Origin of the sequence: Microbacterium oleivorans NBRC 103075 (assembly GCF_001552475.1) — a bacterium.
GTDB lineage: Bacteria > Actinomycetota > Actinomycetes > Actinomycetales > Microbacteriaceae > Microbacterium > Microbacterium oleivorans.
Genome location: NZ_BCRG01000012.1, coordinates 45509 through 65691, shown reverse-complemented (window position 1 = coordinate 65691; position 20183 = coordinate 45509). Strand labels below are relative to the sequence as shown.

Annotated in this window: 22 protein-coding genes; 11 read left to right on the top strand and 11 right to left on the bottom strand. The window is 68.5% G+C overall.

What is annotated here, in order from left to right; all coding sequences use genetic code 11:
- Positions 1 to 88 precede the first annotated feature (88 nt).
- A complete protein-coding gene (locus tag MO1_RS11970; RefSeq protein WP_167542034.1) occupies positions 89 to 1828 on the top strand; it encodes a fibronectin type III domain-containing protein in 1740 nt (579 codons plus the stop codon).
- A gap of 17 nt (positions 1829 to 1845) precedes the next feature.
- Here the strand turns inward: MO1_RS11970 and MO1_RS11965 are convergent, their stop codons facing one another.
- Positions 1846 to 2205 (bottom strand): hypothetical protein, encoded by a 360-nt coding sequence (locus MO1_RS11965; protein WP_036311193.1) that lies wholly within the window; start codon positions 2203 to 2205, stop codon positions 1846 to 1848.
- A gap of 138 nt (positions 2206 to 2343) precedes the next feature.
- Here MO1_RS11965 and MO1_RS11960 point away from each other — a divergent pair, with 138 nt between their 5' ends.
- Positions 2344 to 3381 carry an FUSC family protein gene (locus tag MO1_RS11960; protein ID WP_060916146.1) on the top strand — a complete coding sequence of 346 codons (1038 nt, stop codon included), beginning with the start codon at positions 2344 to 2346 and terminating at the stop codon, positions 3379 to 3381.
- Positions 3382 to 3493: 112 nt separating this feature from the next.
- Here the strand turns inward: MO1_RS11960 and MO1_RS11955 are convergent, their stop codons facing one another.
- Genes MO1_RS11955 through MO1_RS11940 form a run of 5 tightly spaced genes read right to left on the bottom strand, consistent with a single transcriptional unit; the run spans position 3494 to position 6471 of the window.
- On the bottom strand, positions 3494 to 3895 hold the full coding sequence (locus tag MO1_RS11955; RefSeq protein WP_157526429.1) for a hypothetical protein: 402 nt from the start codon (positions 3893 to 3895) through the stop codon (positions 3494 to 3496).
- Between the two features lie 20 nt (positions 3896 to 3915).
- The gene (locus tag MO1_RS14525) at positions 3916 to 4071 is read right to left on the bottom strand and encodes a hypothetical protein (RefSeq protein WP_255209265.1); all 156 of its coding nucleotides are present in this window, start codon (positions 4069 to 4071) and stop codon (positions 3916 to 3918) included.
- Positions 4072 to 4089: 18 nt separating this feature from the next.
- Positions 4090 to 4485, bottom strand: a complete 396-nt coding sequence (locus MO1_RS11950; protein WP_036311184.1) for a VOC family protein — start codon at positions 4483 to 4485, stop codon at positions 4090 to 4092.
- 58 nt (positions 4486 to 4543) lie between these two features.
- Entirely contained in the window at positions 4544 to 4828 is a 285-nt protein-coding gene (locus MO1_RS11945) for a metal-sensitive transcriptional regulator (RefSeq protein ID WP_060916144.1), read from the bottom strand.
- Positions 4825 to 6471, bottom strand: coding sequence for an FAD-dependent oxidoreductase (locus MO1_RS11940; protein WP_060916143.1), 1647 nt, complete (start codon positions 6469 to 6471; stop codon positions 4825 to 4827). The genes MO1_RS11945 and MO1_RS11940 overlap by 4 nt, the downstream gene beginning before the upstream one ends.
- Positions 6472 to 6657: 186 nt before the next feature.
- On the opposite strand from MO1_RS11940, the gene MO1_RS11935 reads away from it, so the two are divergent.
- Positions 6658 to 6864, top strand: coding sequence for a cold-shock protein (locus MO1_RS11935; RefSeq protein ID WP_018187833.1), 207 nt, complete (start codon positions 6658 to 6660; stop codon positions 6862 to 6864).
- A gap of 4 nt (positions 6865 to 6868) precedes the next feature.
- Here the strand turns inward: MO1_RS11935 and MO1_RS11930 are convergent, their stop codons facing one another.
- Positions 6869 to 7546: an HAD hydrolase-like protein gene (locus MO1_RS11930; RefSeq protein WP_036311175.1), complete on the bottom strand. Its 678-nt coding sequence runs from the start codon at positions 7544 to 7546 to the stop codon at positions 6869 to 6871.
- Between the two features lie 44 nt (positions 7547 to 7590).
- Here MO1_RS11930 and nucS point away from each other — a divergent pair, with 44 nt between their 5' ends.
- Positions 7591 to 8277: an endonuclease NucS gene (gene nucS, locus MO1_RS11925; protein WP_036311173.1), complete on the top strand. Its 687-nt coding sequence runs from the start codon at positions 7591 to 7593 to the stop codon at positions 8275 to 8277.
- A 22-nt stretch (positions 8278 to 8299) separates the two neighbouring features.
- On the opposite strand, the gene MO1_RS11920 is transcribed toward nucS, so the two are convergent.
- Positions 8300 to 9514, bottom strand: a complete 1215-nt coding sequence (locus MO1_RS11920) for an MFS transporter (RefSeq protein WP_036311686.1) — start codon at positions 9512 to 9514, stop codon at positions 8300 to 8302.
- A 66-nt stretch (positions 9515 to 9580) separates the two neighbouring features.
- On the opposite strand from MO1_RS11920, the gene MO1_RS11915 reads away from it, so the two are divergent.
- The 7 genes from MO1_RS11915 (at position 9581) to mnhG (ending at position 16920) form a co-directional block, all read left to right on the top strand.
- Complete coding sequence (locus tag MO1_RS11915; protein WP_036311171.1) at positions 9581 to 10621, top strand: LacI family DNA-binding transcriptional regulator; 1041 nt, start codon at positions 9581 to 9583, stop codon at positions 10619 to 10621.
- A gap of 83 nt (positions 10622 to 10704) precedes the next feature.
- On the top strand, positions 10705 to 13620 hold the full coding sequence (locus tag MO1_RS11910; RefSeq protein ID WP_036311167.1) for a Na+/H+ antiporter subunit A: 2916 nt from the start codon (positions 10705 to 10707) through the stop codon (positions 13618 to 13620).
- Positions 13617 to 14138, top strand: coding sequence for a Na(+)/H(+) antiporter subunit C (locus MO1_RS11905; protein WP_036311165.1), 522 nt, complete (start codon positions 13617 to 13619; stop codon positions 14136 to 14138). The genes MO1_RS11910 and MO1_RS11905 overlap by 4 nt, the downstream gene beginning before the upstream one ends.
- A complete protein-coding gene (locus MO1_RS11900) occupies positions 14135 to 15706 on the top strand; it encodes a Na+/H+ antiporter subunit D (protein WP_036311163.1) in 1572 nt (523 codons plus the stop codon). The genes MO1_RS11905 and MO1_RS11900 overlap by 4 nt, the downstream gene beginning before the upstream one ends.
- Entirely contained in the window at positions 15696 to 16295 is a 600-nt protein-coding gene (locus MO1_RS11895; protein ID WP_036311161.1) for a Na+/H+ antiporter subunit E, read from the top strand. The genes MO1_RS11900 and MO1_RS11895 overlap by 11 nt, the downstream gene beginning before the upstream one ends.
- On the top strand, positions 16292 to 16567 hold the full coding sequence (locus tag MO1_RS11890) for an MrpF/PhaF family protein (protein ID WP_036311159.1): 276 nt from the start codon (positions 16292 to 16294) through the stop codon (positions 16565 to 16567). Before MO1_RS11895 ends, MO1_RS11890 begins: the two co-directional genes overlap by 4 nt.
- Complete coding sequence (gene mnhG / locus MO1_RS11885; RefSeq protein ID WP_036311157.1) at positions 16564 to 16920, top strand: monovalent cation/H(+) antiporter subunit G; 357 nt, start codon at positions 16564 to 16566, stop codon at positions 16918 to 16920. Before MO1_RS11890 ends, mnhG begins: the two co-directional genes overlap by 4 nt.
- 3 nt (positions 16921 to 16923) lie before the next feature.
- Here the strand turns inward: mnhG and MO1_RS11880 are convergent, their stop codons facing one another.
- Genes MO1_RS11880 through MO1_RS11870 form a run of 3 tightly spaced genes read right to left on the bottom strand, consistent with a single transcriptional unit; the run spans position 16924 to position 20140 of the window.
- The gene (locus MO1_RS11880) at positions 16924 to 18819 is read right to left on the bottom strand and encodes a YhgE/Pip family protein (protein WP_060916142.1); all 1896 of its coding nucleotides are present in this window, start codon (positions 18817 to 18819) and stop codon (positions 16924 to 16926) included.
- Positions 18816 to 19532, bottom strand: coding sequence for a hypothetical protein (locus MO1_RS14785; protein ID WP_060916141.1), 717 nt, complete (start codon positions 19530 to 19532; stop codon positions 18816 to 18818). Before MO1_RS14785 ends, MO1_RS11880 begins: the two co-directional genes overlap by 4 nt.
- Positions 19529 to 20140 (bottom strand): TetR/AcrR family transcriptional regulator, encoded by a 612-nt coding sequence (locus MO1_RS11870; protein WP_036311151.1) that lies wholly within the window; start codon positions 20138 to 20140, stop codon positions 19529 to 19531. The genes MO1_RS14785 and MO1_RS11870 overlap by 4 nt, the downstream gene beginning before the upstream one ends.
- Between the last annotated feature and the right edge of the window lie 43 nt (positions 20141 to 20183).

Below are 20183 nucleotides of genomic sequence, written 5' to 3'. Positions count from 1 at the left end.
TGCCCTTGTCATTCCGACATCCGCTGCCCAGGCCGCGGCTCCCACCGCGGCAACTCTCGCGGCCACTGCCCCCGCCCGGCCTCAAGCCATGTCTGTGGTCAGCGTCGTCGGCGGTACGTGGACATCGGCCGGCTCCACGGTGACACTTTCGTGGCCGAAGGTGGCCGGAGCATCGCGGTACGAGGTGTTCGCCTCGCGCGAGTGGGATGCGATCCCGACGATGACGACGCCCACCAAGACGGTGACGGCAGCGACTGCCACGGTGAGCGGCTTGGCTGCAGGCAAGGAGTACACGTTCCGCGTCGTACCCGTGAACAGCGCCGGACGCGGGGTCGGGTCTGCTCGCATCCGACAGATCACACTTGCGCAGGGCGAGCGGTGGTACACCTCCGCCCCCGCCGCCACTGGCCAGGTCACTGTCGTCGGCGCCTCGTGGACGCCGTCCGGTTCGACGATGAAGCTCGACTGGGCCGACGTCGCTCGCGCCAACTCCTACGACGTGTTCGTGTCCACCAGCTTCGATGGTGTCTTCACGATGACGACCCCCACGAAGCAGGTCAGTCGCTCGACGGCCGAGATCACAGGCCTCAAGCCCGGCGTGAAGTACACGATCCGTGTCGCCGCTCGGAACAACCTCGGCCGCGGTCAGAGCGCCAACCGCATCCCGCACACCACTCGTACACAGTCGGACATGAAATACCCCTGGTACACCTCCCGGCCGGAGGCGACCGGGCTCGTGACCTTCGTCGGAGCGTCCCTCGAGAAATCCGGCGCGACGCTGACCATCGACTGGGGCGACGTGAAACGCGCCACCGGGTACAACGTCTTCGCCGCCACGTCCTTCGACGCTGCCGGGAAGATGACCACGCCGACCATGACGGTCCGCTCCTCCAAAGCCACCCTCACGAAGCTCCGCAAGGGGCAGGACTATTTCGTCCGCGTCGTCCCGACCAACAACGTCGGTCCCGGTGTCGGGTCCGCCCGTGTCGCGCACCGGACGATCGCTGCGGAGACGAGCCCCGGCAAGGCGAAGGCGTACTCAGTGATGACGTGGAACGTCTGCTCGAACGCATGCTCCGGAATCGCGAAGCGGAAGCCGATCATCGACTCGCGCATCCGGGAGCTCGCTCCCGGCATCGTCGGACTTCAGGAGGCATCGAAGTACACGAAGGCGCCGGCCGGCTACTCTTTCGCCCTCAACGGGCAGAACGACATCCTGGTCCGAAACGGCACGTTCGCGAAGGTCCCTGTGAGAGCGAAGGTGCAAACCACGGGCACCAAGAAGTTCGCCAGCAGGTACGCCTCGTCGGGCAAGGGCGTCGCGTGGGCAGCCCTCCGGCACAGCTCAGGTCAGTACGTCGTCGTGTTCAACACGCACCTCGTGGTCGGCACCTCGAAGGCGTCGACGAAGCAGCGTCAGTATGAGGCGGACCAGCTCGCAACGTTCGTCAATCAGACGATGAACCAGCTCGGGAAGTCCAACCCTGCGCTTCGAGGCGCCTCGCCGGTGCTGCTCGGTGACTTCAATGTCAGCAAGGGCCGAGAGGGCGACGCGACGGCATCCGTCCTTCTCAAGCGGGGATGGGCGGACGCGTTCGACCAGGCGCGCAGCCTCACCGGTCAGCACTACAACTCCGCCAACCCCAAAATGAGCGCGAAGCCGGTCGTCTCGGTGACGTGGGGCGCTCACGTCGACAAAGTCATGGTGAAGCCGTCGCGGACCATCGTGACGTCGTGGGAGCAGGCCGGGAAGATGAAGAACGGCCGATTCGTCACGCCGCTCGGGTCGGACCACCATCCGATCCTCATCAAGGGCATCTTCCGCTGAGATCGCTTCCTTCGCGGTCACGCCTCGGTGTTGGCGGCCCAGGCGTCGATAAGGCTCACCCACACTTCGAGTTTCAGGTCTCCGAACCGGTCGTTCCAATCGCTCAACACCCGGTCGCAGAGGGTGTCGAATCGAGGTTGTAGGTCCCGATCGCTGGTCGCGAACGTCAGGACGACATCGGGCGCAACCGCAGCATCTACGGCCGATCGGTTGAAAGCGACCGTGGTGCATCGGGTCAACTCGAGAATGATGTCGCTGTCCGGGATCTGCAGGATCTCTTTCACGGCGAGGAACAGCAAGTCCATGGCGGCATCGCAGTCCTCGGTCATCCGCGACTGAGCGTGCTCGTTCTTGGGCAGGATCATGACGTAGGTCATGCGGGGATCCGCCTTCGGCTGGTGTCGTCATCTGGCGTTGACTGATGGGTATCGGTGTAGTGAAGCAGATTCACTATCCACTCGGCAACGGTTGTTCGTCCGTAACGACGACGGTGCACACCCTCGTAGTCTCGAGGAGTGAACACCTCGCGCGGCCGGATCTGGACCGGGGTCATCCGCGTGGGACCGTACGACCGTGATCACACGGTGGCGATCCGCGCCGCGATCAGTGTCGGGGTTCCGCTGCTCATCCTGTGGTCGATCGGCCGTCTTGACCTGAGCATCTACGCCAGCTTCGGCGCATTCGCCGCCCTGTACGGCCGCACGGATCCGATCGGCGACCGGATCAGGATGCAACTGGCCGCCGGGGCCGTGATGGTCGCCTCGATGCTCATCGGGACCGCAGTCTCGGTCGCCCACCTGCCGTCGGTGTGGGCCGTGGTCGTCGTGGCCGCTGTCGCCTCGGCGGTGACTCTGCTCGCCTACGCGGCGCAATGGCATCCACCGGGCGGGCTGTTCGCCGTGTTTGCGGCAGGCGCGACGGCATCCATTCCCGCGGACGCATCCCGTCTCGGCAGCGTGCTCGGCGTCGGACTGGCGGCCGTCGTGTTCTCCCTGATCGTCACCTTCGTCTACGAATCCGTGACGGCCCGAGCCCTCCCGCGTCTGTCCCGGTCGAAGAACCGCATTCCCGTGGGGGCGGTGGCCGCGGAGATGGCGATCACCGTCGCGGCGGCGACGATCCTGGCCGGCATCGCCGGTCTGCTCCTCCTCGACTCGCACTGGTACTGGGCGATGGTCGGCGCCGTCGCTGCCGTGAGCGGACCCCACGTGAAGGCGCGTGTCATCCGCGGCCTTCAGCGACTGGTCGGGACGGTCTTGGGCGTCCTGGTCGCGGCCGCTGTGCTGGCGCTGGGCGTCCCCCCGCTTGCCGTCATCCTCATCGCCGTGGCGCTGCAGGTGGGCGCCGAACTGTTCGTCGGCCGCAACTACGCGATCGCCATGATCTTCATCACACCGCTCGCCCTCCTGATGGTCCAGCTCGCGGCTCCGACCACCGTCGCGGTCCTTTTGACCGATCGGTTGTGGGAGACCCTCCTCGGGATCGTTGCGGGCACCGTCGTCGCCGTGGTTTCGGCGATCGTGCGGCGGGGTGGGCGCTCCCCCAGCAGCTAGCCGCTCCCGGCGCTCGCGCGCGTTTCGCTTGCAGAGCTACGGTCGGGAAACGTCGAAACCCTGGGCATCGTTCCGCTGCTGAGCTGCCGTGCGAGGTCGAGTCCCGCCGGATTCAGCCCCCGCGGTCCGCTCGCGGGAGCGAAGGATCGACCGGACTCGTGAGGGTCGCCGTGGCGTAGAACCACGTCGCCATCCCCTCGTCGAGAACCACGAACGCACCGCCCTTCGCGAGGGGGACCGGATCGTCCTCCGACATCTGCCACCGGAAGAAGACGGTGTTGTCGACGGCTTCCGGCTCGCCGCGCAGGGACACCCGCATTCGCGGTGTCATCGGCGCCACCAGCTCATTCACCCGGAGCTCGAATGCCTCTCGTCCGTGCACGAGCCGGTCGAAACTCATGTGACGGATGTCGGGGTGGATGAGGCGATGGATCGCGGCACGGCGGCGGGCGGCATCGCGCGCGTTGATGATCTCCGCGAGGTACGCATCGGCGAAGAGGCTCCCCATCTGCATGAGCACACACCATCGGCAGATCAGCCGTACGTCAAGATCTTCCGCGATGCGTTCTGCACCGATAGGGGCGCGGTGTCAAAGCCTGCCTCGATGCCGAGGTGCTGCCGGTACCAGGCCGCGCGAGCCTGAGGATCACGACTGCGGAAGAACACTCCGCCGATTCCGAGGACGGTCACGCGGCCGAGCCTCACCAGTCACCCGACGTGGCCGATGAGCCAGGTCACGCCGAACCGGTCGACCACCGTGCCGTCGTGGTCGCCCCATGGGCGCAGCTGGAGCGGGTCGACGACCTGACCCCCCTCGGCCAGCGCGGTGAACCAGCTATCGAGCTCGGCGGGCTCGGCGGTGCCGAGCAGTGAGAAGAGGATGCCGCGCAGCTCCAAAGACGGGTCGTCCGGCCCGGCATCCGCTGCGAACAGCTGCACGCGTCCCGTCAGCTCACCGTGGGCGATGCCGTCCGCGGGACCGTCCGTGCGTCCGAAGTCCGCAAGGGTGTGCAGCGTCAGATCACCTCCGAACACCCCGTGATAGAAGGTCAGCGCCTCTCGCGCCGAGCCGGGAAAGTGCAGGTACGGGGTGAGACCGGTCATCCGCCCACGGTAGACCCCGAAACCACCCCTGAACAGGGCGGATGCCGCCTCTCGCCCGTCAGCTCAGCGAGAGGAACAGCTTCTCGAGCTCCGCCATGCGCACGCGTCCCTCGTCGCCGTCGTCCTCGGCAAGGCACTCCTGCATGGCCGTCGCGATGACCGCGAACCCGGCCCTGTCTATCGCGCTCGACACGGCCGCCAACTGCGTGACGACCGCTCGGCAGTCGCCGCCGTCCTCGACAGCGGCGATCACCGCGGCGAGCTGACCATGCGCGCGCTTCAGGCGGTTCGCGACCCGGCGGGTGACATCCGCGTCGTGCACTGCGTCCGGCATCCCCGTCATCCCTTCTCTCGCAGGTCGGCGTCGACGCCGTCGGACCACGTGAGCCACCCGCCGTCGAGATTGCGGACGTCGTGACCGAGCTGCTGCAGGATGCGGCTGGCCGTGTGCCCGCGCTGACCCACCTTGCAGTGGACGATGAGCGGCGCATCCGGCAGTTCTCCGTGGCGCTCGCGCAGGTCGTCGAGCGGCAGGAGGATCGATCCGGGAATCGCGCCCGCCTCATGCTCGCCGTTCGTCCGCACGTCGACGACGACCGCGCCGGCCACCCGTGCAGCATCCACTTCGTGCCACTGGATGGTCCGGTCCGTTCCGGTCGCCAGGTTCTCGGCGACGTACCCCGCCATGTTGATCGCGTCCTTCGCCGAACCGTACTGAGGCGCATACGCCAGCTCGAGCTGGGAAAGAGCGGATGCCGTGAGCCCCGCCGCCATCGCGACGGCCAAGACGTCGAGCCGCTTGTCCACGCCGGCCCGCCCCACGAGCTGCGCACCGAGGAGGAGGTCGGTCTCCGGGTCGACCAGCAGCTTCATCGCCATCTGCTCGGCACCCGGGTAATACGTGGCATGCGAGAACGGATGCGTGTGCACGACGCGGTGGGCGTGTCCCGCCGCGACGAGGCGACGTTCGCTCCAACCGACGAGGCCCACCGTGACACCGAGCACTCCGACGATCGAGGTGCCCAAGGCGGGAGTCGCGGGGATGGTCGCGACTCCGGCGATGTCATCGGCCACCGCGCGTCCGTGGCGGTTCGCGAGCCCCGCCATCGTGACCAGAGTCGCTTGGCCGTCGAGGTGGTCGGTCTTCTCGACCGCGTCACCCGCGGCCCAGATCCCCGGCACGTCGGTGCGGTGCCGATCGTCGACCGCGATCCCGCCGGTCGGACCGAGACCGACGCCGGCCGCAGCTGCGATGCGGACGTCGGGACGCACCCCGCGCGCGTCGACGACGAGATCGGCGGCCACCTCCGTGCCGTCGGACAGCGTGACCCTTCCCGCATCGACCCGCTCGATCGTCGTACGTGCGCGGAAGTCGACCCCCGCATCCGTCAACGCTCGGTGCACCGGCGACGCCATCTCGGGATCGAGCGGGCTCAGCACCTGCGCTCCCCGCTGCACGAGGGTCATGTGTGCGCCTCGCGTCACGAGATTCTCGACGGCCTCAACCCCGATGAACCCGCCGCCCGCGACGACTGCACGCGGAGCGGTGGCCCCTGCGAGAACCTCAGTGATCGCGTCGACGTCTTCGACGCTCCGCAGACTGATGACGGGAACACCTTCACCCGGGATGCCGTCGGTGACCGTCGCCCCCATGGCCAGCACCAGGTCGTCGAATTCCTCGACCCGCTCCGCGCCCGAGGCCAGGTCGCGAACCGTGACGGTCTTGGCGGCTGAGTCGATCGCGACGACCTCGTGTTGTACGTGCACCTCGAGGGCGAAGCGCGCAGCGAGGGATGCCGGGGTCTGCAGCAGCAACGCAGATCGATCCTCGATCACGCCGCCGACGTAATAAGGGAGACCGCAGTTCGCGAAAGAGACGTAGCAACCTCGCTCGAAGACGACGATCTCGCGCTGTTCGTCGAGCCTGCGGAGGCGCGTGGCCGCGGACATCCCGGCAGCCACGCCGCCGATGATGATGGTGCGCACACATCCGAAGATACCCCCAGGGGTATCGCAACGTGTCTTCTGCTTGTCATATTGACTACCGGGACGGGGCCTGCGGGCAACGTTTGTGTCACCTTAGGTCACAGGGGGAGACAGCAGGCGCCATGACGGCTAGGTTGGGGAAGGACCGGCGCACGTGTCGTCGGCATCAACGAGGTAAGGCAGTTCATGAGCGTCAGCGGTACCGTCAAGTGGTTCAACTCGGAAAAGGGCTTCGGGTTCATCGCCCCCGATGAAGGCGGCGCCGACGTCTTCGCCCACTACTCAGCCATCGAATCTTCGGGCTACCGCTCGCTGGAAGAGAACCAGCGAGTCGAGTTCGACATCGCCCAGGGCCCCAAGGGCCTGCAGGCGGAGAACATTCGCCCCGTCTGAGGTTTCACACCTCAGCTGTGAGGAGCAGGCGGCGGAGCTCGACCATCGTGTCGACCGCCGCCTGCGCACCTTCACTCTCGTGGGGCCAACTAAAGCCCCACCGTACGAAAATGACGGGGACGCCGTTCGCGGCGGCCCCGTCTACGTCGTGGTGGCGGTCGCCGATGAGAATCGGACGGCTGATGTCCGCACCCGCCGCCTTCAGTCGGCGCAGCGCTTCCGCCACGATGTCGGCCTTCGTGGCCAGGGTCATCTCGTCGGGCGTCGCGCCGGCCATCGCCTGCATGTGCTCCGACAGCCCGAAATGTTCCATGAGCGCGACGACCTGAACTTCGGGCTTCGAGCTCGCCGTCGCCTGTGGGATTCCCGCTGCGGCAATATCCGCGATGAGTTCCCCGACGCCCGGGTAGAGCTCGACGTTCGCGGTGTACCCGTCGGCCTTGCCGAGAGCGCGGTAGTACGACACTGCCTCGGTCGCCTGTTCCGGCGTCATCCCGACGTTCTTCTGGAACGAGTCGTACATCGGCGGCCCGATCCAGTGAACCAGTTCGCCGCGCGTCGGCGCCGCGTAACCGAAGTGAGTCAGGCAGCGGTCGAGGCGGCTCAGAATGCCGACGGACGCGTCGACGATGGTGCCGTCCACGTCCCAGAGGATGCAGGACCAGGGGGAGCGTGTCGTCATGCGTCCAGCCTAGGGGGACGGATGCCGCGGGTAGGCTCGTCGCCGTGCGTCTCGTCATCGCCCGCTGCTCCGTCGACTACACCGGTCGCCTGAACACGCATCTGCCCCCCGCCACCCGCCTGATCATGGTCAAGGCGGACGGCACTGTCGCGTTCCATCGCGACATCCAGCACCAGCCGTTGAACTGGATGAGCCCGCCCTGCACCCTCACGGTGATCGAACCCGGTGAGGACGACATCGACGTGGTCGAGAAGTGGCGCGTCACGCACGCGAAGACCGGCGACGAGCTCACCATCCGCATCTACGAGGTGATGCACGACTCCTCGCACGAGCTCGGGGTCGACCCGGGCCTCGTCAAGGACGGGGTCGAGGCGGATCTGCAGCGACTGCTCGCCGAGCAGGTCGGGGTGATCGGCGAGAACCTCACGCTCGTCCGCCGTGAGTTCCCGACGGCGATCGGTCCGGTCGACCTGCTGCTGCGCAACCCCGAGGGCGGCACGATCGCCGTCGAGGTCAAGCGTCGCGGCGACATCGACGGCGTCGAGCAGCTCACCCGGTACCTCGAGCTCCTGGGCCGCGACCCGCATCTCGCCCCCGTCACGGGAGTCTTCGCTGCTCAGGAGATCAAGCCGCAGGCGAAGGTGCTCGCGACCGACCGCGGCATCCGTTGCGTGACCCTGGACTACGACGAGATGAAGGGCATCGAGTCGGGGGCGCCCCGCCTCTTCTGATTCGCGCCTCTCGCCCCCGGGTTCAGTGGCTGGTGCCGCGGGTGCCCGGCAGGGGCTTCGCGGCGCCGGAGGCGAAACCGGATGCCGCGACCAGCGCCGCGATGATGAACAGCGTCGGCAGCAGGCCGATGTGGGTGCTGATGAGGCCGAGGACCGGCGGTCCGCAGAGGAACGCGACGTAGCCGATCGTCGCCGCTGCGCTCACCCGCGCGGCCGCCCGCGCGGGATCGTCCGCCGCGGCCGACATCCCCAGGGGGAAGCCGAGTGAGGCGCCGATGCCCCACAGCGCCGCGCCCACGAAGACGAGCGGCAGGTTCGGCGCCAGGATGAACAGCAGGATGCCGACCACGGCCGTCGCGGCAAGGACCCGCAGCGTCGCGACCCGGCCGAAGCGGTCGACGAGCGGTCCGCCGAAGACGCGGACGACGGTCATCGCGATCGAGAACACCGTGAGCGCGGCTGCGCCGAGCGCGAATCCCCCCTCGTGGTCTTCGCTGACGCCGAGAGCCAGCCAGTCGTTGGCGCCGCCTTCGGCGAACGCCATACCGAGCATGACGATGCCGAGCACGTAGGTGCGGGGCTCTCGCCACGCGGACAGCGCCGTCGAGAGTCGGGCGCGCCAGCCGGTGGGCACATCATCCGGAGAGGTGAACTCCCGCCGCGGGACGTAGCGGTACGCGACGACGGCGAGCACCACGATCGCGATCGCGATGACCGCGGTGTGCGGGAAGACGGCGATCTTCGCGCCCGCCGCGAAGACGCCGATGCCGGCGCCGATGACGGTGCCCAGGCTGAAGAACGCGTGGAACAGCGGCAGGATCGTCTTCTTCACCTCGACCTCGATCGCCGCGCCGTCGACGTTCATCAGCACGTCGAGCGTGCCGTTCCCGAAGCCGAAGAGCGCCAGCCCGATCAGGACGAGGGGGAGGGAGGGGGTGACATCGGTGCCGATGCCGATGAAGAAGAGGCCCACGGACAAGACGACCATCATCAGCAGCATCCCGAGGCGCGTGCCCAGTCGGGCCGCGATGAGGGAGGCCACGGACAACCCGACGATCGATGCGGCGCCCATGCCGAGCAGCAGGAGGCCGATCGTGGCGTTGTCGATGTCGAGCGCGGCCTTGATCGAAGGCACGCGAGACGCCCACGTGGCGATGCTCAAACCGCTCGCGGTGAAGATCGCGAACACGGCGAGACGCCATGTCCACAGGCGGGAGGCGGTGAGCTCGAGGGTCATGACGGTCACTCTAGCGGGATCTCCGAATCGATTCGACAATCGAATCCGGGCGGCTACGATCGAGGCATGAGCAGCCGCCGAGCGACGATCTCCGACGTCGCGCGCCAAGCCGGAGTGTCGGCGTCGACGGCATCCGTCGTCTTCAGCGGCAAGGTCGCCGTCTCTGACGCCACCCGCGCGAAGGTCATGGCGGCGGCGGATGCCCTCGGCTACACGGGCCCGGATCCTCGCGCCGCCTCCCTTCGCACCGGACGCGCCGGCGTCGTCGCCGTACTGTTTCGCGAACGCCTCGGCACCGCGTTCCGCGACCCTGTGACGACCGCCATGATGGACGGCTTGAGCGATGCGATCGGTCCGATCGGAGCCGGCATCCTGCTCCTGAATGAAGACGGACCGGCCGAGACCGCACCCACTCTGACCACAGCCCCGCTCGACGCGGCGATCCTGTTGGGTTGCAACGAGATCCTGCAGTCGTCCATCGACATCCTCCGGCGACGCGGCATCCCGGTCGTCGTGATCGAGGGCGATGCCGGCCCCGACGTCCCGCGCGTTCTCCTCGACAACGTCGAAGCGCAACGGACCGCCGCCGAGCACCTCCGATCCCTCGGCCACGAGGACGTCGCGCTCGTGACGCTGACGAAGGATGCCGCTCGCCCGCGCGGCTTCATCGACGACCCCGCGCAGATCACCGTCGAGGTCACGCGCGATCGAGTGCGCGGCGCGCGAGAGGTCTTCCCCGACGCGCCCGCCTACGCCGTCGGAGCGAGCTCGATCGACGAGGGGCTCGCCGCCGGGCGCGTGTTGCTGTCGGGGCGCCGACCGACGGCGATCATCGCGCAGAGCGACCTGCTCGCCGCGGGGGTCATCCGCGCGGCCGAGGAGGCAGGGCTGCGCGTGCCCGAGGACCTCAGCGTGACCGGGTTCGACGGGATCACGGTCGACGGGCTCGCCCCTTACGCCCTCACGACGCTCGCGCAGGATGCGATCGCGAAGGGACGCGCGGCGGGCGAAGCGGTCGTCGCGATGCTGGAGGGGCGGGAACCGGCATCCCTCACCCTCACCTGCACATTCCGACGAGGGAACACGACGGCACCGGTATCGGTCTGACCTGGGAGGTGGCCGGGCGCCGCCTTTGTCTCAGCCGGTAGACTGAACATCTCGACCCCCGCGATTGCACAGAGGAGGCCAGGTTGCTGTTCCTCCTCGCGGCGTTCGCGCTCGTGCCTCTCCTGTTGCCGACGCTGGTCGCGCGCCTGGGCTCTCGAACCTTCCTGGTCGCAGCCCTCGTGCCGATCGCCGCGTTCGTGCACACAGCGCTCCAGGCTCCGCGCGTGCTGGCGGGGGATATCCCGTTCGAGACATACGTCTGGATCCCCGACCTCAAGGTTCAGCTGTCGATGCGGATGGACGTCCTGGGGTGGGTGATGGCGCTCATCGTCACGGGTGTCGGCGCGCTCGTCATGCTCTACTGCCGCTGGTACTTCGCCGGCAAGCGCGAGGGCCTCGCGACCTTCTCGGCCGTACTGCTCGCCTTCGCCGGAGCGATGTACGGTCTCGTTCTCACCGATGACATCGTCGTGCTCATCATGCTGTGGGAGGTCACGAGCGTCCTCTCGTACCTGCTCATCGGCTTCTATCACCGACGCGGTGCGAGCCGACGCGCAGCGCTGCAGGCTCTCCTCGTGACGACGCTCGGCGGCCTCGTCATGCTGATCGGCGTCGTCATGCTGGTCGTCCTCTACGGCACGACGAGCATCACCACCATGATCGAGACCGGCCCGGTCTTCCAGGGAGGCGAGGCCGTCGCGCTGAATGCCGCGATCGTCATGCTCCTCGTCGGTGCGCTCAGCAAGTCCGCCATCTTCCCCTTCCACTTCTGGCTGCCCGGCGCCATGGCCGCTCCCACCCCGGTGAGCGCGTACCTCCACGCCGCCGCCATGGTGAAGGCCGGCATCTACCTCATCGCGCGGTTCGCCCCCGCCTTCGCCGAAACGGACCCGTGGCGACCGATAGTCATCGGGCTCGGGATCTTCACGATGCTGCTCGGCGGCTACCAGGCCCTCCGGGAGTCCGACCTCAAGCGCATCCTCGCGTTCGGCACGGTCAGCCAGCTCGGCATGCTGACGGTCGTCCTCGGATACGGCGAACGCAACAGTGCGCTCGCGGGCCTCGCCCTTCTCGTCGGCCACGCCCTCTTCAAGTCCGCTCTCTTCCTCGTGGTCGGCGTCATCGACCGCCAGCTCAGCACGCGTGACATCAACGAGCTGTCGGGGGTGGGCCGGCAGGCTCCGACCCTCGCCACCTTCTCGATCATCGCGATCGCCTCGATGGCGGGCGTCGCCCCGACGGTCGGCTTCGTCGCCAAAGAGGCGGCCCTCACGTCGTTCCTCGAAGGCGGTGCTTCGCCGGCGGCGCTCATCCCGCTGATCGGCATCCTGCTCGGATCGGCTCTGACCGCGGCCTACGGCATCCGGTTCGTGTGGGGTGCGTACTGGACGAAGAAGGATGCCGCCGGAGTCCCCCGCGAGCGCACCGAATGGCCCGACCCGCCGATCGGCTTCCTCGTGGCCCCGGTCGTCCTCAGTGGGCTCACGATGGTCGCGGGTCTCACGGCGCCGTTCCTCGACTCGGGTCTCGCGGGCTACGCCGACGGCATCCCGCTCGACGAGGGCGGCAAGGCGTACCACTTGGCGCTCTGGCACGGGTGGGAGCCGGCACTGTTCCTCTCCCTCGGGTCGATCGCTCTGGGTGCCGCGCTGTTCTGGATCACCCAGCGCCGTCCCGTCGCGCAGCGAATGCTCCCGTTCACGGCGAACGACGTCTACAACCTGACCCTCCGCGGCATCGCCCGCCTCTCGGTCTGGACGACGTCGCTCACCCAGCGCGGTTCGCTGCCGTTCTACGTCGGGACGATCTTCGTCGTCTTCATCGCCGCTGAAGCCACCGCTCTGCTGGCCTCGACCGAGTGGCGGATCGCCGTCGACGCCTGGCAGAGTCCCGCGCAGCTGCTCGCGGCGCCCGTGATGATCCTCGCCGGCTTCGTCGCGATCCGCGCGCGCAAGCGTTACACGGGTGTCGTGCTCGTGTCGGTCACCGGGCTCGGCATGGTTCTGCTGTTCGCCACGAGCGGCGCCCCGGACCTCGCCCTCACGCAGATCCTCGTCGAGACCGTCACCCTCATCGCCTTCGCCCTCGTCCTCCGCCGCATCCCCGCACGCCTCGGCGACCACAATGCCTCCGTACTGCCGATCGTCCGGGCCGTCCTCGGCATCGGTGTCGGCGTCACGATGGCGGCCATCGCCCTCATCGCGACCGGTGCCCGCGTCGCCGACCCGGTCTCCGGTCCGTTCCCCGAGCTCGCCTACGAGATCGGTCACGGTATGAACGTCGTCAACGTGACCCTCGTCGACCTGCGCGGGTGGGACACGATGGGCGAGCTGTCGGTCCTCATCCTCGCGGCGACCGGCGTGGCATCCCTCGTGTTCGTGACGAACCGCTCCGACAGCCGCGTCCTGCCGTCGCTTCCGACCAGCACCGGCCGCAGCCGTCGCCCGCTCGTCGAGACGGCCGACGGTCCGCGGCCCCGCTCGACAGCGCCGGGATCCACGCGCCAGGCATGGCTCGTCGGGGGTTTGAAGGTCAAGCCCGAGAACCGTTCGCTGCTGCTCGAGGTCATCGTCCGCGTCCTCTTCCACTCGATCATCGTGGTGTCGGTCTACCTGCTGTTCTCCGGACACAACCTGCCCGGTGGCGGCTTCGCCGGCGGCCTCGTCGCCGGCATGGCCCTCGTCATGCGTTACGTCGCGGGCGGACGGTACGAGCTGGGTGCCGCTGCGCCGACGGATGCCGGTCGGCTTCTGGGCGCGGGCATGGTCCTCGCCCTCTCGTGCGCGATCGTTCCCCTCTTCTTCGGTGTCGACCCGCTGACCAGCACATTTTGGGAGGCGGACATCCCCGTCATCGGCCACGTCGAGTTCGTCACGTCGACGATCTTCGACGTCGGCGTGTACCTCGTCGTCATCGGGCTCGTCCTCGATGTGCTGCGCTCGCTCGGCGCCGAGGTCGACCGGCAGACGCAGGCGCTGCGGGATCGGGTGAGCGCATGACCGTCTCGCTCGTCCTCGTCATCATCATGGGTGCGCTCTTCGCGGCCGGCGTCTACGCGATGCTCGAACGCAGCCTCACTCGCGTCCTCATCGGGTTCCTCCTGCTCGGCAACGCGGCGAACCTCTTCCTGCTCGTCGTGATGGGCGCCCCCGGCATCGCGCCCTTCTCCGGCAGCGCTGAGGACGGCGAGCGTTTCAGCGACCCTCTGCCGCAGGCTCTCTCGCTCACGGCGATCGTCATCACCTTCGCGATCTCTTCGTTCCTCCTCGCGCTCATCTACCGCTCCTGGCAGCTCGGTCAGGCAGACACGGTCGCCGACGACGAGGCCGACCGCGAGGTCCGCGAGCGCGGCGCGCGCGACGAGGAGACGATGGACGACGAGATCACCGACGAGGATGACGACGCCACGACCGACTTCATCGGGACGGAGACCTCGCCCATCGTGATCCTCCACGCGCAGGACATCGCCGAACTGCGCGACGACGCGGGCCTCGACCGGCCGGGGGGTCAGCGATGAACGCGCTCGTCCCCCTTCTGGTGACCCTGCCTCTGCTGGGCGCGGGGATCGCCCTGATCTTCGGCCGCCGCCGTCGGGTGCAGGTCGGCGTCTCGATCGTGACGCTCACCGTTGCGGCCGCGATCGCCGCCGTGTTGCTCTACTACGTCGACCTCAGCGGAGCGCCGCTGGCGGTCTCGGTGGGCGGATGGCCGATCCCGTTCGGCATCGTCCTCTACGTCGACCGGCTCGCCGCCCTGCTCGTCCTCGTCTCGAGCATCGTGCTTCTCGCCGTCCTGCTGTTCTCGGTCGGGCAGGGTGCGGCCGACGGGGATGAGGAGACGCCGGTCTCGATCTTCCACCCGTCGTACCTGATCCTCGCCGCGGGCATCTTCAACGCGTTCATCGCCGGTGACCTCTTCAACCTGTACGTCGGGTTCGAGATCCTGCTGGTCGCCTCGTACGTCCTCATCACGTTGGGTTCGACGGAGTCCCGTATCCGCACCGGCGTCGTCTACATCGTCGTGTCGCTGGTGTCGTCGATCCTCTTCCTTGCGGCAATCGCGGCGATCTACGGCGCTCTCGGCACCGTCAACATGGCGCAGCTCGCCGACCGGATGGGGGAGCTCCCCGATGAGGTGCAGCTCGTCCTCCACCTCATGCTGCTGCTCGCCTTCAGCATCAAGGCCGCCGTTTTCCCGCTGTCGTTCTGGCTCCCGGACTCCTATCCGACCGCGCCGGCACCCGTGACGGCGGTGTTCGCGGGCCTGCTGACCAAGGTCGGCGTCTACGCGATGATCCGCACCGAGACGCAGATCTTCCGCGACAATGACGTCAACCAACTGCTCCTCATCGTCGCGCTGGCCACGATGGTGGTCGGGATCCTCGGCGCCGTCGCGCAGGCCGAGCTGAAACGCATCCTGTCGTTCACCCTCGTGAGCCACATCGGATACATGGTGTTCGGGCTCGCGATCGCGACCCCCGCATCTCTCGGCGCCACGATCTACTACATGGTCCACCACATCGTGGTGCAGACGACCCTGTTCCTCGCCGTCGGACTGGTCGAGCGCCGAGCGGGTTCGACGTCGATCCTCAAGGTGAAGGGTCTGATGAGGGCGGCGCCGCTGCTGGCGGTGCTGTACTTCATCCCCGCGATCAACCTCGGTGGCTTGCCGCCGTTCTCCGGGTTCATCGGCAAGTACGCCCTCTTCGATGCTGCTGCCGCCGTCGGCACGCCGATCATGTACGCGCTGATCGTCGCCGGAATCGTGACGTCTCTTCTCACCCTGTATGCACTCATGCGCGCGTGGAACCTCTCGTTCTGGCGAGAGGAGGAAGACCACGCCGAGGAGTCCGGTGTCGTCGACCGAATCTCGTATCTCGACGACGCTCCGGCGGCCGGCGTGCAGACCGAGCGTCGCGTCATCCCGCGCATCATGACCGCCTCGACGACCGGCATGGTTGCCGTCACGATCGCCCTCACCGTCTTCGCGGGACCGCTGTACCACCTGTGTGCGAGCATCGGCGCGGCGCTGCCCTACCCCGTGAGCCTCACCCAGCTGCAGGACGAGGTGAACGATGGGAACTGACACGCAGCGCAGCGCGCTGACCGGCATCTGGCGGCAGCTGCCGTTCTTCCTGTGGCTCATCGCGCTCTGGATGCTGCTGTGGGGACAGTTCACGGTGCTCTCCTTCCTCACGGGCACCGTCGTCGCAGTCTTCGTCACGAGTGTGTTCCGACTGCCGCCCGTCGAGCTCTCGGGGCGGTTGAACCCTTGGTGGCTGCTCGTCTTCCTCGTCCAGTTCCTCGGCGCCGTCATCAAGGGATCGCTCGTGGTGGCGTGGCAGGTCGTCTCGCCGCGCGGTCAGCCAGGCGTCTCGGTCGTCGCGGTGCCGTTGGTGACCGACGACGACCTGATCATGGCTCACGTCGGAGTGACGGCATCCCTCATTCCGGGGTCACTGGTCCTCGAGACCGACCGTGACCGTCGGATCCTGTACCTGCACGTCCTCGGCGCCTCGACGACGGCTGAGGTCGAGACGCAGCGGCAGATGGTGCAGCGCTGGGAGGCGCGCCTCGTCCGCGCCGTCGGCTCGAGCGCGCAGCTCGAGGCGGTCCGCAAGGCCCGCACCGGCGCGGTGGATGTCCGGACCACCGTGAAGGGGGAGCGATCGTGACCACTGTCCTCATCATCGTGATCAGCGCGGTCTTCGGCGTGTCGGCGCTGCTCACCGTCTGGCGGATCATCATCGGCCCGTCTATCCTCGACCGCGCGGTCGCCTCGGACGTCCTCCTGACTCTTCTCATCTGCGCCCTCGGCGCCGAGATGGCGATCAACCACCACACTCGCTCACTGCCGGTGCTGCTCATCGTGGCCGCAGTCGGGGTGTTCGGGTCGGTGTCGATTGCGCGCTTCGTCGCCCGTCGAGACGGGGGAGCCGAGCGATGACCGAGTTCCTCCACGTCGTGGCCCTCGTGCTGATCCTCGCCGGGTCGCTCCTCTGCCTGACCGCGGCGATCGGTCTGTTGCGTTTTCGCGACGTCCCGACCCGGCTGCACGCCGCGACCAAGCCGCAGGTGCTCGGTCTTCTGCTGATCGCGATCGCCGTCGGGCTCGAGCTGCAGTCGTGGGCCGTCGTGGCCTTCCTCGTCCCGGTGCTGCTCATCCAGTTCGCGACCGCGCCGCTGTCCGCGCACATGGTGGGGCGGCAGGCGTACCGCAACGGCACGATCGACCGCCGTCACCTGCACGTCGACGAGCTGGCCGATGCCAAGGAGACCCCGCCGGGAGCCGGCGGCTGACTCTCAGCCGATGAGGCTCGGCTGGAGGTCGCGCATCGTCCGGCGGAACGTCATGCGCGTCACGCCCACGATGGCGACCAGCAGTGCGCCGACCAACCACGTCGCGAGCACCGCGGCATCCGTCCACGCCCGGCCGGCGACACCGCCGTACATGACCTGCCGCATCGCGTCGACGACGTAGCCCATCGGCAGCACGTGGTGGAGCGCCGCGAGCGGTGCCGGCAGCGTCTGCCACGGGAAGGTGCCGCCCGCCGTGACGAGCTGGAGGACCATCAGCACGAGGCCGACGAACTGGCCCACGGAACCCAGCCACACGTTGAGCGCGAGGATGATCGCGGCGAACGTCGCCGAAGCCAGCAGCAGGATGCCGAGGGTCGGCAGCGGATGCGTGAACGAGAAGCCGAGCGTGATGGAGAGCACGCCGAACAGCGAGATCATCTGCACCGCGCCGAGGGCGGCGGGCGTGAGCCAGCCGGCGATCGCCACGCGGATGGGGGAGCGGAGCGCCGTGACGGCGCGGCGCGAGATCGGCTTGACGATGAGGAACAGCGCGTAGATGCCGATCCAGCCGGCGAGGGCGGCGAAGAACGGGGCGAGACCGGCGCCGTAGTTCTGGGCCTCGGTGACCGAGTCTGCCGTGATCCCGACGGGGTCCGCGAGCGTCGAGGCCTGCGCAGCACGTGTCTTCGCGCTGTCATCGGGCAGCTTCGCCGCTCCCTCGCGGAGGCCGTCGCGGAGCTTCGCGGCACCATCGTCGAGCTTGTGGATGCCGGAGGCCAGGGTGTGAGCGCCGTTGTCGAGCTTGTGAGCACCGGCGTCGGCGCTCTTCACGCCATCGGCGAGAGTGTGCGCGCCGGTCGCGGCGGTGGCCGCACCCGTCGCGAGCTTCGCGCTGCCGCTGGCGACCTGAGCGGCGCCGTCGTCGAGCTTGTCGATCTGCGCGACGGCCTGCTGCACTCGGGAGTCGAGCTTCTCGACGCGGGCGCCGATCGGGTCGATGACCTCGAGGACATCGGCGATCTGGGTCGCGTCGAGCCCCTGCTTCGTGAGGGCGGCGGTGAGGTCCTTGCGCAGGGTCGGGACGGCCGTCGAGACGCGGTCCGAAGCCGATCCCACACGGTCGGCGACGCTGCGGAGCTTCGCCGTTCCACCGGAGACCTGCTCGGCGCCGGAGGTCAGCGAGCGGAGCCCGCCCGCCAGGGTGTCGACGCCGGAGGCGAGCGAGTTCGCGCCCGTCGTGAGCTTCGTCGTTCCCGTCGCCAGGGTGGTTGCGCCGTCGGCGAGGGTGTCGGCGCCGTCGCCGGCGGAGCCGAGCCCATCGGTCAGAGTGCTGGCTCCGTCAGCAGCGTCGATCAGCTTGACGCGCACGGTGTTGAGCGCGTCGAGCATCGTCAGGCCGGCTTCACGCACGACCTTCTCCGTCACCGTCGTCCGGATGCGCTGGACCGCCTGGGTCCCGATGGTCGAGGCGAGGTAGTTGTTGGCGTCGTTCGTCGTCAGGTCGATCTCGGCCTGACGCGGGGTGGACGATGAGATCGAGGCGACCGCTGACGTGAAATCGCCGGGTAGAGTCACGGCGAAGTCGAATGCGCCGTCATCGAGGCCCGTGCGGGCACCGGCGGCATCCACCACATGCCAGTCGAAGCTGCCGTCGTCGAGGAGCGAGTCGGCGACCTCGTCGCCGAGGTTCCGGTCGGTCCCGTTCAGCGTCGCGCCCTTGTCCTGCACGACGAGGGCGACGGGCACCTCGGAGAGGTTGCCGTACGGGTCCTGGTTGGCCCACAGGTACAGCCCGCCGTAGAGGACGGGAACCAGGATGAGCGCGATCAGGGCGATGACCCGCATCCGGGTCGAGGTGAGGCGGCGCAGCTCCGCTGCGAACAGGGCGGGGATCTTCACGAGAGGATGCCTCCGGTCGGGGAAGGAGGGGTGCCGAGTGGCGCCGCGCTCGCAGGCCGCGCGCGGCGGACCGTGGCACTGCGCCGGATCCGGGGGCGACCGATACGGGCGCGAGGGGTCGGCGCGTGCCCGTCGAGGGCTGTCGAGGCGGCGGTGCCGGCGATGACCAGGACGGCGAAGCCGCGGGCCGCAAAGCCGTCGGCGATGCGTCGCCAGTGACGCGGGTCGCCACCGTGGCGGTCCGGCGAGACGAGGACGAGAGCTTCGATACCGCGGCGGAGGGCGGCGAGTTCGAGCAGCATGCGAATGCGGTCGTCGGCTTCGAGCTGGCCGAACGGGGTGCGGGCGAGCCGGCGCCAACCGTGCTCATCGAGCCAGCGGCGGGCGGAGAGCGGGTCGGCGCGACGCCCGGCGAACATGAGCTCCTCTTCGACGACGCCGACGACGGTCACGTCGGGGGCGGGGTCGTTGACGTCGGGAGCGTCGACCAGGGCTGCGACCTTCCGCAGTCGGCGGGAGCTGCGCGCGCCGTCGATCGTCACGGTGCCGGAGTCCGGACGCATGCGGCCCACGGCGATGAGGCCGAGGACCGAGGGGCGCTGCTCGGTCTCCGCCGTGGTGATTGTGACGCGACCGGACTCGATGACGAGGTCGGTCAGCGGGACGATGCCGCCGGCGCGGCCCTTCGAGACGGCGGTGAGTGCGATCTTCATGCGGCGGCCTCGTCCAGGATCTTGTCCGCTTCGCGCCAGCTGAGGCCGGCGACACCGAGGATCGCGCGGACCGCCACCGAGGCGGCTTCGGGGCGGCTGGTGTCGAGACGGGTGATGACGGTGCGAGCGGCCTCTTCGATGAGGCGCGCGACGGTGACGGCGGGCATGTCGGTGCGGATCGTGCCCTCCTCGCGCCCCCGTGTGACGAGCGCGAGGACCCGCTGACGGACGGGTGTGAGTACGGCGGCGGTTTCGGCGATGTGCGAATCGTCGAGCGCGACGGCCGCGGCGAACTGCACGCCCGCAGCGCCGTCCCACAGGGTCGAGGCGAGTCGAGCGAGCGCGACGGGTGCGGGACCGGCGTCCTCGACGCCGTCCGCGAGGGCGTTGAAGCGCTCCGCGCCGCCGAGGATCATGGCGCGCAGGAGCGCATCGCGGTCATCGAAGTGCCCGTACAGCGCGCGGCGGCTGAGGCCGGCGGCGCGCGCGATGGCGTCGATCGATGCGTGGGGGTCGCGGGCGATGGTGGCCGCTGCCGCCGCGAGGATGTCGACGCGGTTCGACGCGGCATCCTTTCGCGGACGACGCGGCGATGCGGTCGTGGTCACCTCACGATCATACGAAGTTGCACATCGGTGTGCAACTTAATTC